This window comes from Hahella sp. CR1, assembly GCF_029813005.1.
Taxonomy (GTDB): domain Bacteria; phylum Pseudomonadota; class Gammaproteobacteria; order Pseudomonadales; family Oleiphilaceae; genus Hahella.
Map to the genome: position 1 here is coordinate 26,048 of NZ_JAPELK010000016.1, position 21,065 is coordinate 47,112.

At 53.5% G+C, this 21,065-nt stretch carries 14 protein-coding genes; 10 read left to right on the top strand and 4 right to left on the bottom strand.

What is annotated here, in order from left to right; translation table 11 throughout:
* Positions 1 to 11 precede the first annotated feature (11 nt).
* Positions 12 to 2,189, top strand: coding sequence for a GNAT family N-acetyltransferase (locus ONV78_RS27485; protein WP_279507755.1), 2,178 nt, complete (start codon positions 12 to 14; stop codon positions 2,187 to 2,189).
* A gap of 78 nt (positions 2,190 to 2,267) precedes the next feature.
* The gene (gene aspA, locus ONV78_RS27490; RefSeq protein ID WP_253938507.1) at positions 2,268 to 3,680 is read left to right on the top strand and encodes an aspartate ammonia-lyase; all 1,413 of its coding nucleotides are present in this window, start codon (positions 2,268 to 2,270) and stop codon (positions 3,678 to 3,680) included.
* Positions 3,681 to 3,751: 71 nt separating this feature from the next.
* Here aspA and ONV78_RS27495 read toward each other — a convergent pair whose 3' ends face one another.
* Positions 3,752 to 4,345 (bottom strand): SIS domain-containing protein, encoded by a 594-nt coding sequence (locus ONV78_RS27495; RefSeq protein WP_216738453.1) that lies wholly within the window; start codon positions 4,343 to 4,345, stop codon positions 3,752 to 3,754.
* Between the two features lie 519 nt (positions 4,346 to 4,864).
* Between ONV78_RS27495 and ONV78_RS27500 the strand changes: the two genes are divergently transcribed.
* The gene (locus ONV78_RS27500; protein WP_279507756.1) at positions 4,865 to 7,270 is read left to right on the top strand and encodes a M64 family metallopeptidase; all 2,406 of its coding nucleotides are present in this window, start codon (positions 4,865 to 4,867) and stop codon (positions 7,268 to 7,270) included.
* Between the two features lie 68 nt (positions 7,271 to 7,338).
* Here ONV78_RS27500 and ONV78_RS27505 read toward each other — a convergent pair whose 3' ends face one another.
* Positions 7,339 to 9,672, bottom strand: coding sequence for a M48 family metallopeptidase (locus ONV78_RS27505; RefSeq protein ID WP_279507757.1), 2,334 nt, complete (start codon positions 9,670 to 9,672; stop codon positions 7,339 to 7,341).
* Between the two features lie 592 nt (positions 9,673 to 10,264).
* Between ONV78_RS27505 and ONV78_RS27510 the strand changes: the two genes are divergently transcribed.
* The 6 genes from ONV78_RS27510 (at position 10,265) to ONV78_RS27535 (ending at position 16,916) form a co-directional block, all read left to right on the top strand.
* Complete coding sequence (locus ONV78_RS27510; protein ID WP_216738456.1) at positions 10,265 to 11,815, top strand: ABC transporter substrate-binding protein; 1,551 nt, start codon at positions 10,265 to 10,267, stop codon at positions 11,813 to 11,815.
* A 138-nt stretch (positions 11,816 to 11,953) separates the two neighbouring features.
* Positions 11,954 to 12,931, top strand: coding sequence for an ABC transporter permease (locus ONV78_RS27515; protein ID WP_216738457.1), 978 nt, complete (start codon positions 11,954 to 11,956; stop codon positions 12,929 to 12,931).
* Positions 12,932 to 12,954: 23 nt separating this feature from the next.
* On the top strand, positions 12,955 to 13,896 hold the full coding sequence (locus ONV78_RS27520; RefSeq protein WP_216738458.1) for an ABC transporter permease: 942 nt from the start codon (positions 12,955 to 12,957) through the stop codon (positions 13,894 to 13,896).
* Positions 13,897 to 13,899: 3 nt separating this feature from the next.
* Entirely contained in the window at positions 13,900 to 14,898 is a 999-nt protein-coding gene (locus ONV78_RS27525; protein WP_216738459.1) for an ABC transporter ATP-binding protein, read from the top strand.
* A gap of 20 nt (positions 14,899 to 14,918) precedes the next feature.
* Positions 14,919 to 15,926 (top strand): oligopeptide/dipeptide ABC transporter ATP-binding protein, encoded by a 1,008-nt coding sequence (locus tag ONV78_RS27530; RefSeq protein WP_216738460.1) that lies wholly within the window; start codon positions 14,919 to 14,921, stop codon positions 15,924 to 15,926.
* 51 nt (positions 15,927 to 15,977) lie between these two features.
* Positions 15,978 to 16,916 (top strand): LysR family transcriptional regulator, encoded by a 939-nt coding sequence (locus tag ONV78_RS27535; RefSeq protein WP_216738461.1) that lies wholly within the window; start codon positions 15,978 to 15,980, stop codon positions 16,914 to 16,916.
* Between the two features lie 29 nt (positions 16,917 to 16,945).
* On the opposite strand, the gene ONV78_RS27540 is transcribed toward ONV78_RS27535, so the two are convergent.
* Complete coding sequence (locus ONV78_RS27540; protein ID WP_279507759.1) at positions 16,946 to 17,827, bottom strand: TraB/GumN family protein; 882 nt, start codon at positions 17,825 to 17,827, stop codon at positions 16,946 to 16,948.
* Between the two features lie 210 nt (positions 17,828 to 18,037).
* Positions 18,038 to 19,816 carry an immunoglobulin domain-containing protein gene (locus ONV78_RS27545; RefSeq protein WP_279507760.1) on the bottom strand — a complete coding sequence of 593 codons (1,779 nt, stop codon included), beginning with the start codon at positions 19,814 to 19,816 and terminating at the stop codon, positions 18,038 to 18,040.
* 311 nt (positions 19,817 to 20,127) lie between these two features.
* Between ONV78_RS27545 and ONV78_RS27550 the strand changes: the two genes are divergently transcribed.
* Positions 20,128 to 20,913 (top strand): AraC family transcriptional regulator, encoded by a 786-nt coding sequence (locus ONV78_RS27550; protein WP_127972733.1) that lies wholly within the window; start codon positions 20,128 to 20,130, stop codon positions 20,911 to 20,913.
* Positions 20,914 to 21,065 lie beyond the last annotated feature (152 nt).

The following is a 21,065-nucleotide window of genomic DNA, read 5'->3' on the forward strand; positions in this document are numbered from 1 at the left end:
CAGCACCCACCATGCAGTATTCCGCAATGTCTCAAGAGGAGAACTGGCGCGACGCCCTGGCGTCCGCTTTAGCCCGCGCGCGCGCCGCCAATTTCAGAGCGCCGGTTTTGATTCAAGGTGCAGCGCCTGAAGTGGAGGCGGTGATCTGGCCAATACTTGAGCATTTCGCGCCAGACCAACGGGTTGTCTGGGTGGGCGCGCCCTCCTCGCCGCCATCCAGTTTGCAGACGAAATTGGAAGTGCTGGAAGCCGCCCGCTTTCAAACCAGGCTCGGACAGGAAATCGATTGCCTGATATTCGACGCCCGCTGCGGATTTCATGCGGACGCCTTCGCAGCCCTAACCGGAACCGTGCGTGGCGGAGGCTTATTGCTTTTGTTGACTCCACCTGCGCGGCAATGGCCATCATTCGATGACCCGGATTATCAACGGATATTGGCGCACCCGCTCACCCACCAAGATGTGGACGGACATTATCTGCGACACTTGCAGGAGCGTCTGGACAGCGCCAGCGGGTGGCTGCGGATCACGTTCGCCAAAAGTCCGACGCCCATTATCCGTTACACGGACTTGAGTCCCCCATCCAATACAAGCGCGCATACTGGAGCGGTTTCGCAGTCCGCCGTGATTACAGCATTGCGTACGCTGGCTGCGGGACAGCAGGACGCCTTGGCCATAACCGCCGACCGCGGCCGGGGAAAATCCGCCGCACTTGGCATCGCAGCCGCACACAGAATCACAGAGCAGGCGGAAACTATTCTGGTGACGGCGCCCTCCTTCGCCGCCGTGGCCACACTATTCAAGCATGCGGAAATCACTGCGACCGAACTGGGTCTCGATCAGGAACGACTCAAACAGCACCTGACATTCATCGCTCCCGATGACTTATTACAACGACGCCCCGAGGCCGACCTGATATTAGTCGACGAGGCCGCCGCCATACCCACCCCCATTCTGGCGTCGTTACTGGAGCATTACCCCAGCGTTGTTTTCGCCACCACCCTTCACGGTTATGAAGGCACAGGACAAGGCTTTTCACTGCGGGTCTTTCCCTGGTTGGACAAACGCCGTCCTGGCTGGCGACATGTGACCATGTCGCAACCCATGCGCTGGTCGCAAGGCGACCCACTGGAAACTTTTATCAACGACGCCTTATTGCTTAACCAGTATCAACCTGCGCCTTTACCAACCGCTTGGGATGAGAGTGAGCTGAATTTCGAAAGACTTGATGGCGAATCCTTGCTGCGTGCGCCGCAGCGGCTATCGGAAATATTCCAGCTACTGACTCTGGCCCACTATCGCACTACTCCAGACGATCTAAGAACCCTGCTGGATAGCCCGGGACTGGACGTATTTGTATCAACCGTGCGGGGCCGCGTTCTCGGCGCAGTCTTGCTTTCCCATGAGCGCCCTTTCACCGAGCCACCACTCATCGACGCCATCTGGCGCGGAACCCGTCGTCCACGGGGCCACTTGCTGCAACAACTGTTCGCCCAGCAGATGGGCGTCAGAGAGGCATTACAACGTCCGATGGCTCGCGTCATTCGCATCGCCGTACATCCTGAACGTCAGGGGCGCGGCGTCGGCTTGTGGATGCTGCAGGCATTAAAGAAAATCCTGGAGCAAACCGATTGTTGTTTGATCGGAGCCAGCTTTGGCGCCTCCGACTCCCTGCTGCAATTCTGGGAGCATGCAGGATATCGACTGTTGCGCCTGGGCGGCAAACGCGATCATGTCGCCGGCGCCTACGCCGCTTGCGTCGCAATGTCTCTCGATTCCGAGGGGGAAACATTGATATCTCAGGCGCACGATCGTTTTGTGCGACGCAGCGCCTTCGACAGCCACCATGCCTTCGCCCAAGAGCCATGGATATTATCCCGACTTCACTCCCAGACGCCGAACGCTTTGCAAGCCGGAGAAATCGAACTTTTGCAGCTATTTGTAGAAGGAAGCCGGCCGTATGAGAATGTTGAGGATCTCCTGCTGATTTTAGACGCCTACACAGAGTTAACTTATCTGGAAGAGAAAGCCGCCACGCTTTGGCGAGCCAAAGTGCAGCAGCAACAAGACTGGAGCGAAATCGCCCGCCTGACGGGTCTAAGCGGCAGAAAGCAAATCACCACTCAATTGAGAGAGTGCGTCCGCATGCTGTTAGCGTCGCTCGAAACCGCTGGAGCCCCCGCAGGATAAGTGATTCTACGAGATTGCAGCGGCTGGGCCGCCATGTTTCCATTGCTTGCATATTTGTTGGCCATGCGAGATGTATCTATGACCGAGGTTCGAATCGAACACGACTTACTGGGTGATGAGCCCGTTCCCCGGGACGCGTATTACGGAATTCAAACCCAACGCGCCAAACAGAATTTCAATATCACTGGCGTTCCCATCAGCCACTTCCCCGAACTGATCAACTCCCTGGCCATGGTCAAAATGGCGGCGGCCCGCGCCAACCAGCAAACCGGTCAGCTCAGCGACGCCAAAGCGGAAGTCATTGAAGCCGCCTGCCGCGACATTATCAACGGCGGCTATCACGACCAGTTTATTGTCGACCTGATTCAAGGCGGCGCAGGCACCTCCACCAACATGAACGCCAATGAAGTGATCGCCAACCGCGCGCTGGAGATCATGGGACACGTCAAGGGCGAGTATGAATTCCTGCACCCCAACAACGACGTTAATATGTCGCAGTCCACTAACGACGCCTATCCTACCGCTGCGCGACTGGCGATTATTTTCGCTTCGGAGCCATTGAGCGCTGCGTTGTCGGATTTGATCAAAGCGCTGGAAGAGAAATCTCGGGAGTTCGCCGACGTCATCAAAATGGGTCGCACCCAGCTTCAGGACGCAGTTCCCATGACGCTTGGCCAGGAGTTCGGCGCTTACGCCGTGACCTTGCGCGAAGACATTGACCGCATCAGCTACGCAGCAGGCTTGCTGCAGGAAGTGAACCTCGGCGGAACCGCCATCGGCACCGGCCTGAATGCTCACCCTGACTACCCGGATCTGGCGATTGACGCGCTCGCCGACATCTCCGGCAAGCCCATGCAATTGGCGCACTGTCTGGTTGAAGCCACCTCGGATATGGGCGCCTTTATTCTGTTTTCCGGCGTACTCAAGCGTCTGGCGGTGAAGCTGTCGAAAGTCAGTAACGACTTGCGCCTGCTTTCCAGCGGCCCTCGCGCCGGTTTCAATGAAATCAACCTGCCGCCCATGCAGCCCGGCTCTTCTATTATGCCCGGCAAAGTGAATCCGGTTATTCCTGAAGCCATGAACCAGACTGCGTTTCAGGTCATCGGCAACGACCTCGCCATCACCATGGCGGCGGAAGCAGGACAGTTGCAGTTGAACGCCATGGAGCCGTTGATCATTTACAACCTGCTCAGCGGTATGCGCATGCTCGGCGAAGCCATCAAAATGCTGGAAACCAAGTGTGTGGCCGGCATCACCGCCAATAAAGAGCATTGTGAAAATACCGTTAAGAACAGTATCGGCATTATCACCGCGCTAAACCCATTCATCGGTTACCAAAACGCCACCCGCATCGCCAAGAAGGCGCTGCATACCGGACGCGGCGTCGTGGAGCTGGTGCTGGAGGAAGGGTTGCTGACAGCAGCGCAACTGGATGAGTTGTTGCAGCCATCCAAGATGCTGTCGACCCGCAGAATCCGGCCACGCGGTTAACCTGTCTGACCGACAAAAAAAACCGGGCCTGATGCCCGGTTTTTTTATTTAGAGACGCCTAACGACAGGAGTTAAGCCTGCTCGTAGTTCTCAGGGAAAAAGCGACGCTCCACCAACTCAATAAGAATATGCAGGACTTTGATGTGCAGTTCCTGCACACGGTCTGCGTACGAGCCGCCGGGAGCGCAGATACATACATCCGCCAGACTCTCCAGGGGCGAACCCGCTTTACCCGTCAGAGCGATCACGCTGACGCCCTGTTCTCTCGCCGCCTTGGCCGCATTGAGAATAGTGGGGCTCTTGCCGCTGGTGCTGATGGCGATAAGGCTATCGCCTTCACGGCCATGGCTTTCGATATATCTTGAGAAAACGTAGTCGTAGCCAAAATCATTGGCGACGCAGCTCATGTGGCTGGGATCGCTGATGGCGATCGCGCCCAATCCTGACCGATTCTTGCGGTAACGCCCGGTCAATTCCTCTGCAAAGTGCATGGCGTCGCACATGGAGCCGCCGTTGCCGCAGGAATATACCCGCCCCTTGCGCTCATAGGTTTTAATCAGCGTCTCGGCCGCCGCCTCCACGCTACGCAAAGCCTCCGCGTTGGCGATAAAGTCATCCAGAGCCCGCTGAGCTTCAAGCAGACTGCCTTTGATATGTTCGATCACAGTGGAGACACCCTTCATAAAAATTTAATAAAAGCTTCTAAGGTCACACGACCTGCATCCGATAATAAGCGTCAGAGATTAATTTTCCTAATTTTTCATACGCTTTATCGTCAGCAAAGTGATCTGCGAACAGAACGCCCCCTATTGAAAAAACGCATCCGTAATTAGCCGCTTCAATTAATTTATTCGAAAAAAGTATTTCTTTATTTCCCCAGGTTATTTAGAGCGGGCGTTATGCCGGAAAGCAGATCGTCCACTCATTTTGAAATAAGCCTAGGCCATTGATTTAACAAGCCATACGCCCTCCTGCATAGCTCCTAGGAACTACATAAAAGGCCTCCGCTCCTGTGTATTATTAAGCGGCTATGCTTATCAATTAACCAGTCCGGCGCAGAGGGAGTTAAGGCTCCGGGCATGTCATTAACCATGAGAAATGGATGATTCCGGATGATGCCGCCGATGCACAAACTCCGGCGCATATCCCGTCCATGGACCTCTTGCCTGAAAGGAGAGCTAGAAATGAAGGCGCTTGCGAAGTTATTCATACCTGTCTTTTTGCTGTGCTCATCCGCCTTCGCCACAGCAGAATCAGTGACCGAGCTGCACATCCAATTGGATCGCACTCAAGTCAATGCAGCCAATCCCAGCGATCTTTCCGCCGGCGTCAACGCCAGTGTGAAAGACAAAATCGCCAAACAGGCCAAATTTTATCAGGACGATGAAATCGTTTCCGACGACCAATTAATGGTGATAGGTAAGGACGCCGAGGGCCGCGAAGTCTATCGACAGGCGGTCGACAATCCTTTGTTGATGCATGCGGAAGCTTTCGACCCTGACAGCGGCCAAGTGGAAATTGCGGAAGAGATCGTCAAAAACACAGGAACGCTACGTCTGGACGTTCCCAACCGTTTGGATATCCGCACCTTGGAGTTGAACGCCATCAAGAAACAGCGTTCCGGTTACCAGTTCAACTTATTGCAGCGCATCAAGCTGGGAAAGAAACAGACGGCGCAGACAGCGGCCTCAGTGAGCCTGGAAGCCCGGGCGGATAATGGCGTATTCAGCGTTTTCAAAACCGGTGATTCAGAAAACCGGGCTGACCTGGTTTTAGTCTCCGAAGGCTACACCAGCAGCGACCTCAGCAAGTTCGAAGAAGATGCACGCAAAATTGTAGAAGGCTACTTCGGCGAAGATATCTATAAAGAGTACAAAAATCATTTCAACGTATGGCGCGTGGAAGTACCGAGCAACCAGAGCGGCGCTGGCAACGGCGGCCCTATCGACACCAAGTTCGGCGCCTATTTTAACTGTTACAACATTGAACGCCTGCTGTGCGTAGACGAGAGCAAAGTACTCAACTACCTGAAATCCGTCATGCCAGCTAACGCCATGGATAAAGTCCTGGTCGTAGTCAACACTGAAAAATACGGCGGCGCAGGCGGCCAGGTGGCCACCATGTCCCTGGCCCCGCAAGCCATCGATCTGGCGTTGCATGAGCTGGGCCACAGCTTCGCCAAACTGGCTGACGAGTATGATTATGGCACCTGTCAGGTGCACGAGCCGGACAACGCCAACGCCACCGCCAATTCCAGCGGCGCCAAATGGCGGCATTGGATGGATGTCGACTCCAACGTCGGCGTATTTGAGGGAGCGATGTACTGTACTCGCGGCATGTACCGCCCCACGCAGAACTCCATGATGAAAGAGCTGGGCCAGCCTTTCTACGCCGTCAACGAAAGTGAAATCGTGCGCCGAATCTATGGTCGGGTGAATGTCATCGACGCCGCCAATCCCGCACAGACCGACATTTCCATGGGACAAGGCGAATCCAGAGACTTTTCCGTTACGCCAGTGGATACCGCATCTCATACCGTGAAGACCTTGTGGTATCTGAACGAACAGCAAGTCGGCGAAGGCGCGTCATTCACCTTCAACAGCGGTAAATATCAGGAGGGCGTGTATAAACTGAAAGCCGTCGCCGCGGACAAGACCTCCCGCGTCATCAAAGATCCCAACAAGCTGCTGATCGCCGAGAACACCTGGACAATCACGCTGGGCGACTCTGATTCCGGTTGCAAAGAAGCGCCCGCTACGCCAACAGGCCTGGCTTCTGCGAATATCGGCGCAACCTCATTCAGCTTCACTTGGAGCGCCGTCTCTGGGGCGGAAAGCTATCACACTGAAATCTGGAACGAATCCGCTTCCAAGTGGGAAGCCCTGGAAGACACAGCTGAGACCACTGTTTCCGTCAACGGACTGGAGCAAGGCAGCACCCAATGGGTCAGAGTCTCCGCCAAAAACGCTTGCGGCGCCTCCACTCCATCCGAGTACCTCGCCGTGGAGCTGACTGACAGCCAGGACTGCACGCAGCCTCCGGGCGTTCCCGGCGCCTTCGCCGCATCGGATGTTAACGATGGACGCTTCACTCTGAGCTGGAGCGCAGCAGACGGCGCAGCATCCTATGCGGTGCAAAAATGGACTGGCCGGGAATGGCGCGATCACAAGGAAACGGATGCGACATCCATGGAAGTCACGGCAAGCCGTCTGGGCACAACCGAGTACTATCGTGTTTACGCCAAGAATCAGTGCGGCTCCGGACAAGCGACCAACTGGATCAAAGTGGTCATCCCCCAGAGTAAAGGCTGTACGAATCCACCCGCTAAGCCGGCCGGTTTGCAGTCCTCCTATGTCTACTCCACCCAGTTCAGACTGACCTGGCCCAAAGTAACTGGCGCTACGCAGTATGAAGTGCAGACCTGGGACGGCTACGCCAGATCCTGGAAGCCATATCAGAGCACACAGGGTAACTACGTGGACTTCTACCAACTGCAAAAAGGCTATGTCTACTATCCAAGAGTGGTGGCGAAGAACGCTTGCGGCGCAAGCACTCCGTCCAACTACCTGACAGTCAGACTGCCACGCTGATCCCAACATAAAGAACCCGGCTCACGCCGGGTTCTTTTTTGTCTTCTCAGAATTTTCTATCAGGGACCTTAGCGCGCTAAAAGCTCCGCAAACTGCCCTGCTCCCAATGCGGCTCCCACAATCGCCACTGCGATAATGAAACGCGCCAATGCAGGCGCAACGCCATCCGCAGTCTGGAAACGGTCCCAAAGTCCAAGGCGCTTTTGCCGCTTACGTTCAGAACCTGGCAACAGCACCGAATATTGCGCAGGCGCCCGGGAAGGCTTCGGAGCTTCTCCTATTTGCTCTCCGTCTTTCAGGCTTTTCGCCACTTTGGCCTCCGTTAGCAACAGCTGCTCCAACGCCGCATGTCTGAGCGCAGAAAAGCAGCCGGCGGCGCTGTCTATCCAGCTATCGATGGCCTGCATCCATTCATTGATATTGTTCTTGCTGGGCGGCGGCAGCTTGAACTCGCCAAACGCATCACTCCAGCGGGACAAGCCAAGCTTTTCACTCAATGTGGCGTCCAACGTCACCTCCACCGCCACAGCAAAGTCCAGGCGCAGAATTTGATAGACCTCTTCCGCCACGACCAACAGACGCTTCAATTCACGGGAACTGACATTGCGGTCCGCAGTGATGACTGCGACCACATTAGCCATCAATCCCTGCGCGTCTCTTAAATTGGCCTCTGAATGATCCGCGTAATGCAACATGGCCGCCAAACCTGTCAGATAGGCGTCCCAGCCCCCTGGCACTCTCTTCGCCGCAGCGCGAAACACACTGCGACAACGGCGGTCGTGGCGACAAATCTGTTCGCGAGCGTCTTGAACCTCTTTTTCCAGCTCAGCGATGACGCCCGGCAACTCCGCCCTCTTGAGCTCTTGTCCACGGTGGCGGATAACGCCTCCAGGAGCAGTGAAAATTTTGTCGTATACCGCTTGCAGCGAAACCCGTTCCTCTTCCAGATTGCGCAAGCGCTCCAGATCCACCGTCAAGGTTTCTGGATACAGCGCCGCCAATTCAGTGCTGATGGCGTTCGTAATAGGTTTCTTGTCATATAAATCATCAACCGTCTCGGCGCTACGCACGACTGAGCGTCCCAGATAAGCGCCCCGGTAGGCAGGATTCAGATACGCCCGATCAAACTGGCTGTCCAGTTTCAACAGAGACTCTTGAATATCCGCCGGCTCCGCTTCTTCTTCCAGACGAATCAGATGAGCGCTCATTTGCGCTTTCATCGCCGCAGGGTCAGAAAATAACTCCCAGGCCGAGCGCCCATCCAACGGCGCCGCCACATAGACGCGCTTGGCGTTGTTCTCCCTTTCCGAATTCTCCGGGTGCGTCGCCCACATGCGAGGCGGTTGCGCCAAAGCAGATTTAAACACTCGATGCGCTTCCGGATTCGCCTCTGGCAGCAAAGGGGCGCAGCCATAGTCAGGTTTATCCAGTATCTTGCCGATGCTTTCGATGACGCGACTTTGCACGGCGAAAATATCCTGTACTCCGCGCTTCTCGCTCAACTCGCCGCCGACAAACCGCAACGCTCTGTCCCAGGCCTCGTCTGCGGCCTGCAATCGATGCAACGCGTGCACCAGGGCGTCGCTGCCGGTCAACGACACCGCCACCAGATCCGCCTGCAATTCCATTTCCCGCGACAACGCGCGCTGCGCCATCACCACCAGACTGAACACCGTGTCCAACAGGGATCGTATGGACCAGACGATCAAAGACAGCAGCCAACCGATCCAGGCTATACGTAAATCGAATCGGGACAGCCCGCGTAGAAAGTTATCGAACATATCCCGTTCAGCGATGATGTAAGCAGCGATTTGATGCGCCACATACACCCATCTCCCCACCGCCATCGACCGCTGGGCGAAGTGCCCGAATTCATGGGCCAGAACAGCTTTCATCTCGCCCAAAGTCAGCACATTCACCAGCCCGAGGCCGATCTCCAGATTTTTCTTGGAGGGAAAGATCAGGTTGAGGATCGACAGGTCGTAAAATACTGCGGCATTGACCCGTGGCGACAAAAAGACGCGGTGCGGTCTCGGCGCCCCCGCCTCGTCCGCCAACCGATATAAAAATTCGAAGAGTTTAGGCTCTTGTTCCGGCTTGATTTCAATATCGCCGGACTCGTGTCCATGTTTGACAAAAAACAACGCCTTCAACAGGAATAAAGCCAGAAACGCGGCGAGAGCGCCGGCGATTGCGTTAAACAACACTTCATCCCCACCCAGATAGGCGGCGTATAAGCGTTTACCTGCTATCCAGCTGAACCAGCCCGCCAGAAAAAAATAGAGTGTGACAAACAAAGCCAGCCCGGCCATGGCGAGCCAGGCCTTCTGCTTATAGCCCGCAGTGGGACGGGTTAGATTCTCAGGAACTGAGGAAGGACCAGCGGGGTACATATTTTCCATTCACTTTGCTCCAACAAAGTTTTTACAACAGGACGGGGACAGGATTTCCCCTGATGACCGAAGGCGGACTTGCGATAGCTTTCTTGCGACTGGCGCTGGCGAACAATCCCTTGCATTAATTTTGGATTTCGAATGGCTGGCGTATACGCAAAATCTATGGCGAAGCCGACCACCTAATATAGTCGATAGGTTCTTTTTTCGCCATTTTTATTACAGATCCCCTTTTTTCAAACACTTAGACGCCCTTACATCAAGATGAGAAAATATCGCATAAACCCCGCTTTAATCTGCACCAATTAATTTCGGCGTTTCACAATACGGGTGCATACTTATACGTTTCATGCATGAGACGTGTCGAAATTTCGATTGTCTGATTCATAGGCGAGCCATTAGTCTGCTTATCTCATGATGCAGTACTCGCTTCTAACGACCATGTATCATTTCTTTAGGGATAACCTGAATCAACGCTAACTTGATTTAACGCCTTCTAATGCTGACCTGTCGGCAGTAGACGCGGCTGGTGGCTCCAGGACGGATATTTCCGGTCGCTCATAATAAACAGTCATTCCCAACAAAGAAGGAAGACGAAACAATGAAAAAGACTCTTGGTATCATTGCCGGGGCAGTTCTGTCACTAGGCCTGGTAAACGCTAACGCCGCGACACTCAAGCTCGCGCTGGACGCAGACCCCGTTTCACTCGACCCTCATGAACAACTTTCCGGCGGCACCTTGCAGCTGTCTCATTGGTTGTTCGATCCTCTGATTCGTTGGACCAAAGATCTCACATTCGAACCGCGCCTGGCGGAAAAATGGGAGAGAGTCGACGACCTGACCATGCGCTTCCACCTGCGCAAAGACGTTAAGTTCCACTCCGGAAACACATTCACCGCCAAAGATGTGAAGTGGACTTTCGATCGTCTGAAACAGTCTCCAGACTTCAAGGGAATCTTCGAGCCATTCGCGGACGTTAAAATCGTTGACGACTACACCATTGATCTGGTGACCAAAGAGCCTTTTCCATTGGTGCTGAACAACGCGACCTATCTGTTCCCGATGGACAGCGCTTTCTACAGCGGCACGGATGACAACGGCCAGCCAAAAGACCTGCTGGTCAAACACGGCAACTCTTTCGCCTCACGCAAAGCCTCCGGCACCGGACCTTTCACTGTGTCCTACCGCGAACAGGGCGTAAAAGTTGAATTCGCGCGCTACCCTGGCTACTGGGACACCAAGTCTCCCGGAAACGTCGACAAGATGATCCTGACGCCTATCAAAGAAGACCCGACTCGCGTCGCGGCGCTGCTTTCCGGCGACGTGGATTATATCGCGCCAGTACCGCCTACCGACCTTAAGCGCATTGAGTCCGACAAGAACTCCAAACTGGTCACCATGAGCGGCACTCGCATCATCACTTTCCAGATGAACCAGAATCGTCGTGCTGAATTCAAGGACCCTCGCGTCCGTCTGGCGATCAACTACGCGATCAACCAGGAAGCTATCAGCGACAAAATCATGAAAGGCTTCTCCACGCCTGCCGCTCAGTTAAGCCCGAAAGGCTACCTGGGTTACAACGCGGACCTGAAGCCTCGCTTTGACCTGAAAAAGGCCAAAGAGCTGATGAAAGAAGCGGGTTACGAAAAAGGTTTCTCCATCACCATGATGGCGCCGAACAACCGCTACGTGAACGATGAGAAAATCGCGCAGGCCGCCGCCGCCATGTTGGCGAAAATCAACATCAAAGTGGACCTGAAAACCCTGCCGAAAGCGCAATACTGGCCTGAGTTCGATGCTCGCTCTGCGGACATCATGATGATCGGCTGGCACTCTGACACCGAGGACTCCAATAACTTCTATGAGTTCCTGGTGATGTGTCCAAATACCGAGACTGGCGCAGGACAGTACAACAGCGGTAACTACTGCAACCCTAAAGTGGATGAAATGGTGAAAGAGGCCAACAAGGTCACTGATACCAAGAAGCGCGCAGAAATCATGCAGAACATCGAGAAGACTCTGTACGACGAAGGCGCTTTCATCCCGCTGCACTGGCAGGACCTGGCCTGGGCCTCCAAAAAGAATGTCGGAGCCGAAGAAGTGTTGAACGTTATGGACTTCCCGTACTTCGGCGACTTGGTGATTAAGTAAGCTAACCAAGCTTGATTAGTCCGCCATTCAGGCAAAGAATCAGAGCCAGATTCTGGAGGGGATCGGACAGCAGTGATGGGACTGCTGTCCGAAGGGAAAGAATCTGGCTCTCCTTTTAACGCCTTAGGTATCTATTAGATGTTGGCATTTTTAATTCGCAGAATCGCTCAGGCTGCGGTGGTGATGTTCGTCATCAGCCTGATCAGTTTCTCCATTCAAGACAATCTTGGCGACCCACTTCGTGAACTGGTGGGACAAGCCGTATCAGAACAAGAACGTAACGCTTTGCGGGAAGAAATGGGACTCAATGACCCCTTCCTCACCCAATACTGGCGTTTCGCAAAAAAAGCCGTTCAGGGAGATCTTGGCGACTCTTACTTTTTTAAAGAGCCCGCCTTGCAGGTTATCCTCAAGAAACTTCCCGCCACCCTGGAACTGGTATTCGGCGCTACGCTGATCATCGTCCTTCTATCGGTGCCGCTCGGCGTGTTTTCAGCCATTCGACCGCGCCACTGGCTTTCCAAACTGGTGATGGGAGTCAGTATTATCGGGATATCCATACCAGTATTCCTCACAGCCATACTGTTAATGTACGTCTTCGCCATAGAACTGGGGCTGATGCCTTCATTCGGGCGCGGCGAACTGGTCCATGTGTTTGGCTATTGGGACTCTGGCTTCTTTACCTGGGATGGCATCAAACACTTGATTCTTCCCTCAATCGCCCTGTCTTCCATCATGCTGCCATTATTTATCCGCCTCATCCGGTCGGAAATGATGGAAGTACTGGAATCGGAATACGTCCGTTACGCCTGGGCGAAAGGCCTGAATCCGAAACGTATTTACTTTCTGCATGCGCTTAAAAACACCATGCTGCCCGTCATTACTGTCGGCGGCGTGCAAATAGGCACCATGGTCGCTTATACGATATTGACCGAAACGGTCTTCCAATGGCCTGGCATGGGCTTCCTGTTCCTGGAAGCAGTGAACCGAGTCGATACGCCCTTGATCGTGGCCTATCTGATTGTCGTCGGCGCCATCTTCGTGATTACCAACACTATCGTGGACCTGATTTACGGATTGGTTAACCCAACCGTAAAACTGGCCGGTAAGCAATAGCATCAGGAAGGAGAGTAACCCTCATGCAATCAAACGTAAAAGCTTCACCGAGCCGATGGGCGCAGTTTAAAGACTCTCACTTTTGGCACAGCTTTAAGAAAGACAAGATCGCCATCGTCAGCTTCACGATATTCGCACTGATTTTGTCCGCGAGCCTGCTGGCGCCGGTATTGGCGCCCTTTGACCCCTACGACCTCACCCAGGTCGACATCATGGATGCGGAAATCCCGCCAAACTGGCAGGAGAACGGAGACGAGCGTTTTGTGTTCGGAACCGACTCTCAAGGGCGCGATATGTGGAGCACGATTCTCTACGGCACCCGCATCTCATTGATGATTGGCGTCTGCGCAGTATTGCTGCAAGCGTTCCTGGGCATCGTCATTGGTCTGATCGCCGGCTATTTCGGCGGCAAGGTCGACAACTTCCTGATGCGTCTGGCGGACATCCAGCTATCGTTCTCCACATTAATGGTGGCGATTATTGTCCTGGCCGTGTTCCAGGCCGCATTTGGCGCAGAGCTGTATCAGGAGCTGGCGCTATTCATGCTGATTATGGTTATCGGCATCGCCGAATGGCCGCAGTACGCCCGTACTGTTCGCGCCACCGTGTTGGCTGAACGTAAGAAAGAGTACGTGGACGCCGCCAGAGTCATCGGCCTGCGTTCTAACCGCATCATGTTCCGCCATATTCTGCCGAACACGTTGTCGCCAGTATTGGTCATCTCCACGGTGCAGATCGCCAACGCTATTATCTCGGAAGCTTCCCTGTCCTTCCTTGGATTGGGCATGCCGCCTTCGAAACCGTCTCTCGGTTCCCTGATATCCAGCGGATTTGAGTTTATTTTCTCGGGCTCCTGGTGGATCACCATCATTCCCGGCATCGTGCTGATCTGTCTTGTCCTGGTGGTGAACCTGCTGGGCGACTGGATGCGCGACGTTCTCAATCCCAAGCTTTACAAGGGCTGATCCATGGCGCTATTAGAAGTTAAAAACCTGGAAGTAAAATTTGGATTGCGCAGCGGCGCCGTTACCGCCCTGCGGGATATCAGCTTCACCGTTGACCGCGGTCAACGCCTGGGCATCGTGGGCGAATCCGGCGCAGGTAAATCCGTCGCTGCATTCTCCATACTCAACTTGCTGAGCCGCCCCGGCTATATCTCCAGCGGAGAGATCAATTTCGACGGCAAAAACCTGTTGAAGATGTCTCCCGACCAACTGCGCAACGTGCGCGGAAACCGTATCAGCATGATCTTTCAGGATCCCATGATGACCCTGAACCCCGTGCTGACAGTTGGCGCTCAGATGGTTGAGTGTCTGCAGGCGCACACGCGGGTATCCAAAGAAGACGCGAGAAAAATCGCCCTGGAAAAGCTCAAGCTTGTACAGATTCCTTCTCCGGAAAAACGACTGGATCAATATCCTCACGAGCTTTCCGGCGGTATGAAGCAACGCATCATTATCGCCATCGCTCTATTGCTGAATCCAGACATCATCATCGCCGATGAACCTACAACCGCTCTGGACGTCACCATCCAGGCGGAGATCATGGATCTGCTGCTGGAACTGTGCACAAGCCAGAACCTGGGACTGATTCTGATCACTCACGATCTGGGCGTTGTATCCCAGGTCACGCAACAGATGATCGTCATGTACGCAGGAAAAATAATCGAGCAAGGCCCGACCAAGGAAATCATCAATGACGCACAGCATCCCTACACGCAAGGCCTGATCAACGCCTTACCGCAGCAGGGCGTGCCTGGAGAGCGTCTATACCAGATTCCCGGAGCGATGCCTCCGCTGCAACGCATTCCCAAAGGATGCGCCTTCCATCCTCGTTGCACCTATGCGCAAGAGCGATGCGAGAAGGAACAGCCGGACTTTACTATATCCGGTGGATGCCGCGTGGCATGCCATATGGTGGAGGACATGATCAAACAGGCTAACGTCCCCGCTTCCGAAGAGAAATAGAATTACAAGAGTCCGGTCTTATGACAGCATTGGTGAATATAAAAAACTTATACAAAAAGTTTCCGATTCATGGCGACTGGTTGGATCAAATCAGTTTCGCCAACGGCCGCTTCCACATGAAGCGCGAGTACGTGCACGCCATTAACGGCGTTTCTCTGGACGTGCAAAAAGGCGAAGCGCTATGCGTAGTCGGCGAGTCTGGCTGTGGAAAGTCCACCGTCGCACGCGTCGTAATGGGACTTCTTTCTCCCAGCGGCGGCGAAATTTGCTACGAAGGCCAGCGTATAGACCACCTTTCGTCTAACGCGATGATGCCCTACCGCCGCAAGATGCAGATGATCTTTCAGAATCCATATGCATCGCTGAATCCACGCATGACCATCAAGCAAACCCTTGAGGAGCCGATTCGCTGGCACCAGCCGAAACTGGCCACCGGTGAGCTGAAGGACAAAGTGGCGGAAGTCATGAAGTCCGTGGGCGTGGACCCTTCCTGGGGCGAGCGTTTTCCTCATGAGTTCTCCGGCGGTCAGCGTCAGCGTATCAGCATCGCGCGCGCACTGATTGTCGATCCCGAGTTTATCGTCGCCGACGAACCTATTTCCGCCTTAGACGTATCAATTCAGGCGCAGGTATTGAACCTGCTGATGGACGCTCAGGAGCAACGCGGCCTCACCTATTTGTTCATCACCCACGACTTGTCCGTCGTTGAGCATTTCGGCACCCGCGTCGCGGTAATGTATTTGGGTTCTCTCTGCGAAGTCACTACGGCTCGCAAGCTGTTCGCAGCGCCCCGGCACCCCTACACCCAGGCCCTGCTCAGCGCCATTCCGCGACTGGAAGACGAGAAGCCTGACTTTATCCGCCTCAAAGGCGAAGTGCCCACCCCGGTAAATCTGCCTTCAGGCTGTGTTTTTCACGGCCGCTGCCCTCACGCCAACGATCGCTGCAAACGTGAAGTCCCCGTATTAAGGGAGGTAGACGGAACACAGGTGGCATGTCATGCTGTTGAAGAAGGCCGGCTAGATTAGCCGGCTTTTTCAACCACCCCCAACAATAAAATCATAGCGGACTGTAGATCTGTGGAAATTCGTTGGCTTGAAGACTTCATAGCTCTCGCTAAAACCCGGCACTTTTCACGCGCCGCGGACGAGCAGAATGTGACGCAGCCGACATTTAGCCGTCGGATAAAACTTCTGGAAGAAGAAATGGGCGTACAGCTGGTGGACAGGAATACCCTGCCGCTTTCGCTAACGCCAGCAGGCGAGCTGTTTCTCGACGCCGCTGACAAAATCACCCGCATCCTCAGGGACACACGGGAAGAATGCCACGCGATTCGCGAAGAACAATCAAGCCGACTGGTTTTTGCAACGACGCAAACGCTTTACCTTTCTTTTTATAAAGCGTGGCTGGAGCCGTTCAGTCGCGCGCTGGACATTGTACTGGACCTGAATCTCCACTCAACCGCCTGGACCGTTCGCGATTTTTCCCATGCGTTGATGGAACAGCAGTGCGATATCATGCTGTGCTATTGGCACCCCAGCATCGAGCTGTTGGCGGATGCATCGCCCAATGTATTTGAGTATGTAAAGATCGCTGGAGAGCGGCTGCTGCCATGCAGCTCCGTGGATGAATCCGGCGCTCCCAAGTTCGTTTTACCCGGACACAAAAGAAGACCCATTCCCTTTATCGACTACCATGACAACGCCTTCCTCAAGCCGGTTGTTCATCATACGATCACTCACGCACAGAACGACCTGCACCTGGTGACCGTCAACAAGAACTTCCACTCTGTCAGCGTCAAAGCCATGATTCGGGAAGGGTTCGGCGTAGGCTGGATTCCATTCAGGCTGGCGCAGGAAAGCATTCGCTACGGCAGAATGAAACCAGCGGGGGATGAGAGATACTACACAGACTTGGAAGTGCGCTTTTACCGCAAGAGAGATAACAAGCACCCCAGCCTGGAGAAGCTGTGGAATAAATTGAAGGAGCATACGGAAGCCAACGTGAGCGTGGTCTAGCTTCCGTCATTAAGCGGAGTTCAGCTTAGTTATTGCTGCGAAACCTGATAGCCCTGTTTTTGCAGCAAATCCACAACACTGCCGGGCCCCACCAGGTGACCTGCGCCAACCACGACAAAGCAGACTTCCCTGTTTTTCATGCAGGTCTCCACTGACTTCGCCATTTTTGGATTACGGCCATCAAACATCAGTTCGTAGACAGGTTTGGCGGCTGGAGTTTCTTTCAAGGGGTCGCCAATCGCCAGCCGATACATCGTATCCGCATCTCCTTTTCTCCACGCAGTCGCCATTTCTCCCCAAATCTTCTCGTACTCGTCCATTTTGGACAGCTCTTCCCGAGTAGCCTCTTCAACCTCGGGTAGCTTCATCACCAACTCCATCTGCTCCTGGAAAGATTCTATCTCACGGATGGGCTTACTGCCTCTCGCCTGGCTCATGAAGTAGAAGTCGATGCCTCTATCCTGCGAATAGCCCAAGCGCATTGCTTCCAGAGCCGCCAGGGTCAATTCGATGAAACCAATACGCTGGCGCTCAATCGCCTGCAATGGAATCTGATGCAGGCTGAGTCGATCTTTTAGCAGCTTTATAGTTTCTGGAGATAAGTGGTCATGAATCGTTTCGCCGTTGGGGTAAAACGCCGTACGTTGAATGATTTCCTGCTGTTTCTCGGGGGGAATCGCCTTATCGTCCATTTCCACAACCAATACATCGCTGCGTTTGAACGCATCCATGATCTGGCGACGCATGGGGTAAAACTCATCAGACCCGAAGTGAATGGCGCCAAGCAGATAAGCCGTCGCGCCACCGGACTCCACCCGCCAGAATAACCCTCTATCATCAGCCGCCTGAGCGCTGACAACCATCCACTGCAAAACGATAAAGCACAGAACGCGCTTCAGCATGACATGCATTTTAGCTCCTTGATGCGATAGTAATCCGAAGGCCAACACAATCGTCGTCCCAACACCGCCTAGCATAACAGTAGAACTTTTGAGGTAAAGGTTAATTGTCTGGCGAAAAAAGAGGAAGTTTTAAGGCAGGAGAATTAAAAAAGGCCGGGCTTTATCCATTGCAGACAGGCTTCCGGCCTTGATCCATTCCAGCGCGCTCCGCGCCAATGGTTATTTAAAGGTTTTGGACAAGGTTTTGGATGAGTCGCTTTCCAGTCCGTTCACATCCACCGCCGTCACAGCAAATGTATTGTAGCCAGCGGGCAGATCCGACAACTCAATGCTGGTTTGCGATGGGTTGCTTATCTGTATCACCTTCTCGTAATTCTCATCTGGAGCGCGATGGTAAATGCGGAACCCTTTCAATTCAGCTTTAGCCAGACCGTCGCCATTTTCACGAGTAGTTGGAATATGCCAGGCGATCTTCACTTTACGCACTGGCTTAGAGGAAACTTTAAGGCTGGCGCGATTACTGGTGACGCTACTCACATCATTGCTGACCACTACATCGTAATTACCACTGCTGCTTAAAGTCAGACCTTTAAGCGCCAACGAGCTTTGAGTGGCGTTAGGCAGATTGACGCCATTCTTGCGCCATTGATAGCGAATGGGGTCTGTCCCTGTCGCTGAGACATTCAAAGTCACGGACTCTGACACATATACGCTGGCCGACGTGGGCTGTATGGAAATCTTAACTGGCGTGGAATCTCCCAACGCCGCCCGCTTGGCGAAATCAGAAGATTGCTGACTGATTTGAGACAACAATGACTGTACTGATTTATTGCCAGTCATCGCCTCCAAGTCAGTAGAAATAGCAGACGCCTCATTGAACAACACGTTCATGGTCACCAGCGCCTGAGTATTGAAATCACTGGGAGGAAGCTCGCCGGAATCAGTATAAGACTTAACTGCGTCCCCCATTACTTTAGCAATGGACATACCTTGACGCTGCGCCAAACCTGCAAAAGCAGCATTAACCACACTGGCGCGCATGTATTCAATCCCCACGTCAGCGCCCGCTGCATCGCTATTGGAAATAGCAACCAGGTCTACTGGGCGCTTATCAATGAGTCCGGCCTGAATCCCTAAGGATTTCGCCAAATCCGTTTTCGCCTTACTCCAGGATACGGAGGTTAATCCTTTACTGCTCTTGTGAGACAAAGCGACCGCCAAGTGAGTCAAAGCGGAAATATTCAAAACCGCTTTATCGGCAGTCGGAAGCGGCAAATAAGAATCGAGGACGAACCCTTCAGATAAAGACATCACATCGCCAAAGGATGTTCCCTGACCGGACGCATTCAGGCCGCAGCCAGCGGTGGCGTCGCAGGTCATACGCGTACTCTCGTTGGAAGTCGCTTCAATCAGATAGCCGCCAGCCACCGGATTTTTAATAACCAGCTCGTAGCTTCCATCGGAATTGGTCAACGTAAGCGCAGCGGGATTTTGATAATCCGCATCATTCGCCGCGCCTTTCGCTACAACTGGGAACGCCGCCACCAAAGCGTTTTTCAGCGTCCCTTTCATCACATAACCACTAACCATTAACGAACGTTCTGGCTCGGCTGGCGCATCATCGTTGGATGAATCGTCATCGCCGGGTTGTGAAGGAGTTGTGGGCTCGGAAGGCGTGGTAGGCTCCGTTGGAGTATCTGGCTGTGAAGGGTTCGTAGAGCCGCCTCCCCCATCTGGAGTTGAAGGAGTTGAAGGCGTAGTAGAACCAGCATCTGAAGATCCTGAGTCGGCGCCAGAATCATTGTTTGTGGCTCCATTGGAGCCAGAGCCGTTTTGCGTTGGGGAGGATGTATCCACAGGGGCGCTGTTGGACTGTCCGCTATTTTGCGCAGACTTGTCCCCATTGGAGTCATGTTCGTTACAGGCTGCCAATCCCAAAGCGACAGCAAAGCATCCTGCCATTAGCAGCACACGGCGGTGAAAGGTATAGGAGATCATTGTGTGTCGTTCTCTATTAGTCGCACGGTAAGGATACTGATCACAGTAAAATCCACCATTGGCCGTTAGGCCTATTTACCAAAACCGCACGCAATCCATTTGGACGATTTTCATCCAAAGACAACACATTGATTGCGTTAAGGAAAACACTTGAGGCCGGAAAAGCGGGGCAGTATAAATTTCAGCAGCGTATAAAGAAAGAGGGTGGTAATATTGCGCCGCCTGACTTGCATGCCGCAATGGATGCATTTACCCTGAGCACATCTGTATATTTTTCAACCAACATCAATTTCACTTATTGTATACATTGCATGCTGCAAGCAAATGTGATCAGCCTGCCGCAAAACGTAAATCGGCACAAACATACGCATTACCAACTAGTGCTGGGTCTAACCGGCACTGCTGAGATCGATATGTGCGGTCTCGCAGCTCGTTTGGACGTCAGTCACGCCTGCATCGTGCCGACCGATACATTCCATGACTTTTATGGACGTCCTCGCAATCATGTTTTGGTCATTGACTTAGACCAGGACTACCCTGCCTTTCTCGACTCCCATCACCCCGACTACGACCTTTTAAACCCTATGTTTGAAAGGCCGCAGCTGGTGACGCTGGATCGCGGACTGCAGCAACTGACGCAGGTCTCCATTCAGGAGATCCAGTGGGCGCAGGACGATCGCGCCCTGCGTCACCATTTGGCGTGCAGCATTATCCGCTGCCTCAGCCGAAGAATTTCGCCCAGCGTAAAACGGCAAAAATCTCCGGTGCTCGACATGCACCGGATTGACCAGTTCATCTATAAGCATCTGCATGAGCGCATCTGTATTTCAGATCTCGCTGGCAGTATCTGCGTGAGTGAACGTCACTTCCACGAACTCTTCAAACAGGCGACAAATCAGACGCCCCATCAATATGTCATCCGGGCGCGCCTGGATTACGCCAAGCGCTTGATGCTGGAAACCAATTTGTCTATAGCGGAAATCAGCCAGAAGTGCGGATTTTCCAGCCAGAGCGCACTGACCAACTGCATGCGTAAGCATGACGGACTCACCCCCAAACAGGTGCAAAAACGCAGTCAGCAATCCGACAGGATGTAAATGCGACAGGTCAATTTTTGATTATTGCAGTTCTGTAAAGCACAGTTTTTTGCAAAATCCATGCAGTTTTTTGTAAGACCTGAACGATAGCAAAACATTACATTCTGTCCATTCGCCCCGTATCAGGCCGTTGCCGTTCTTTTGAACAAATT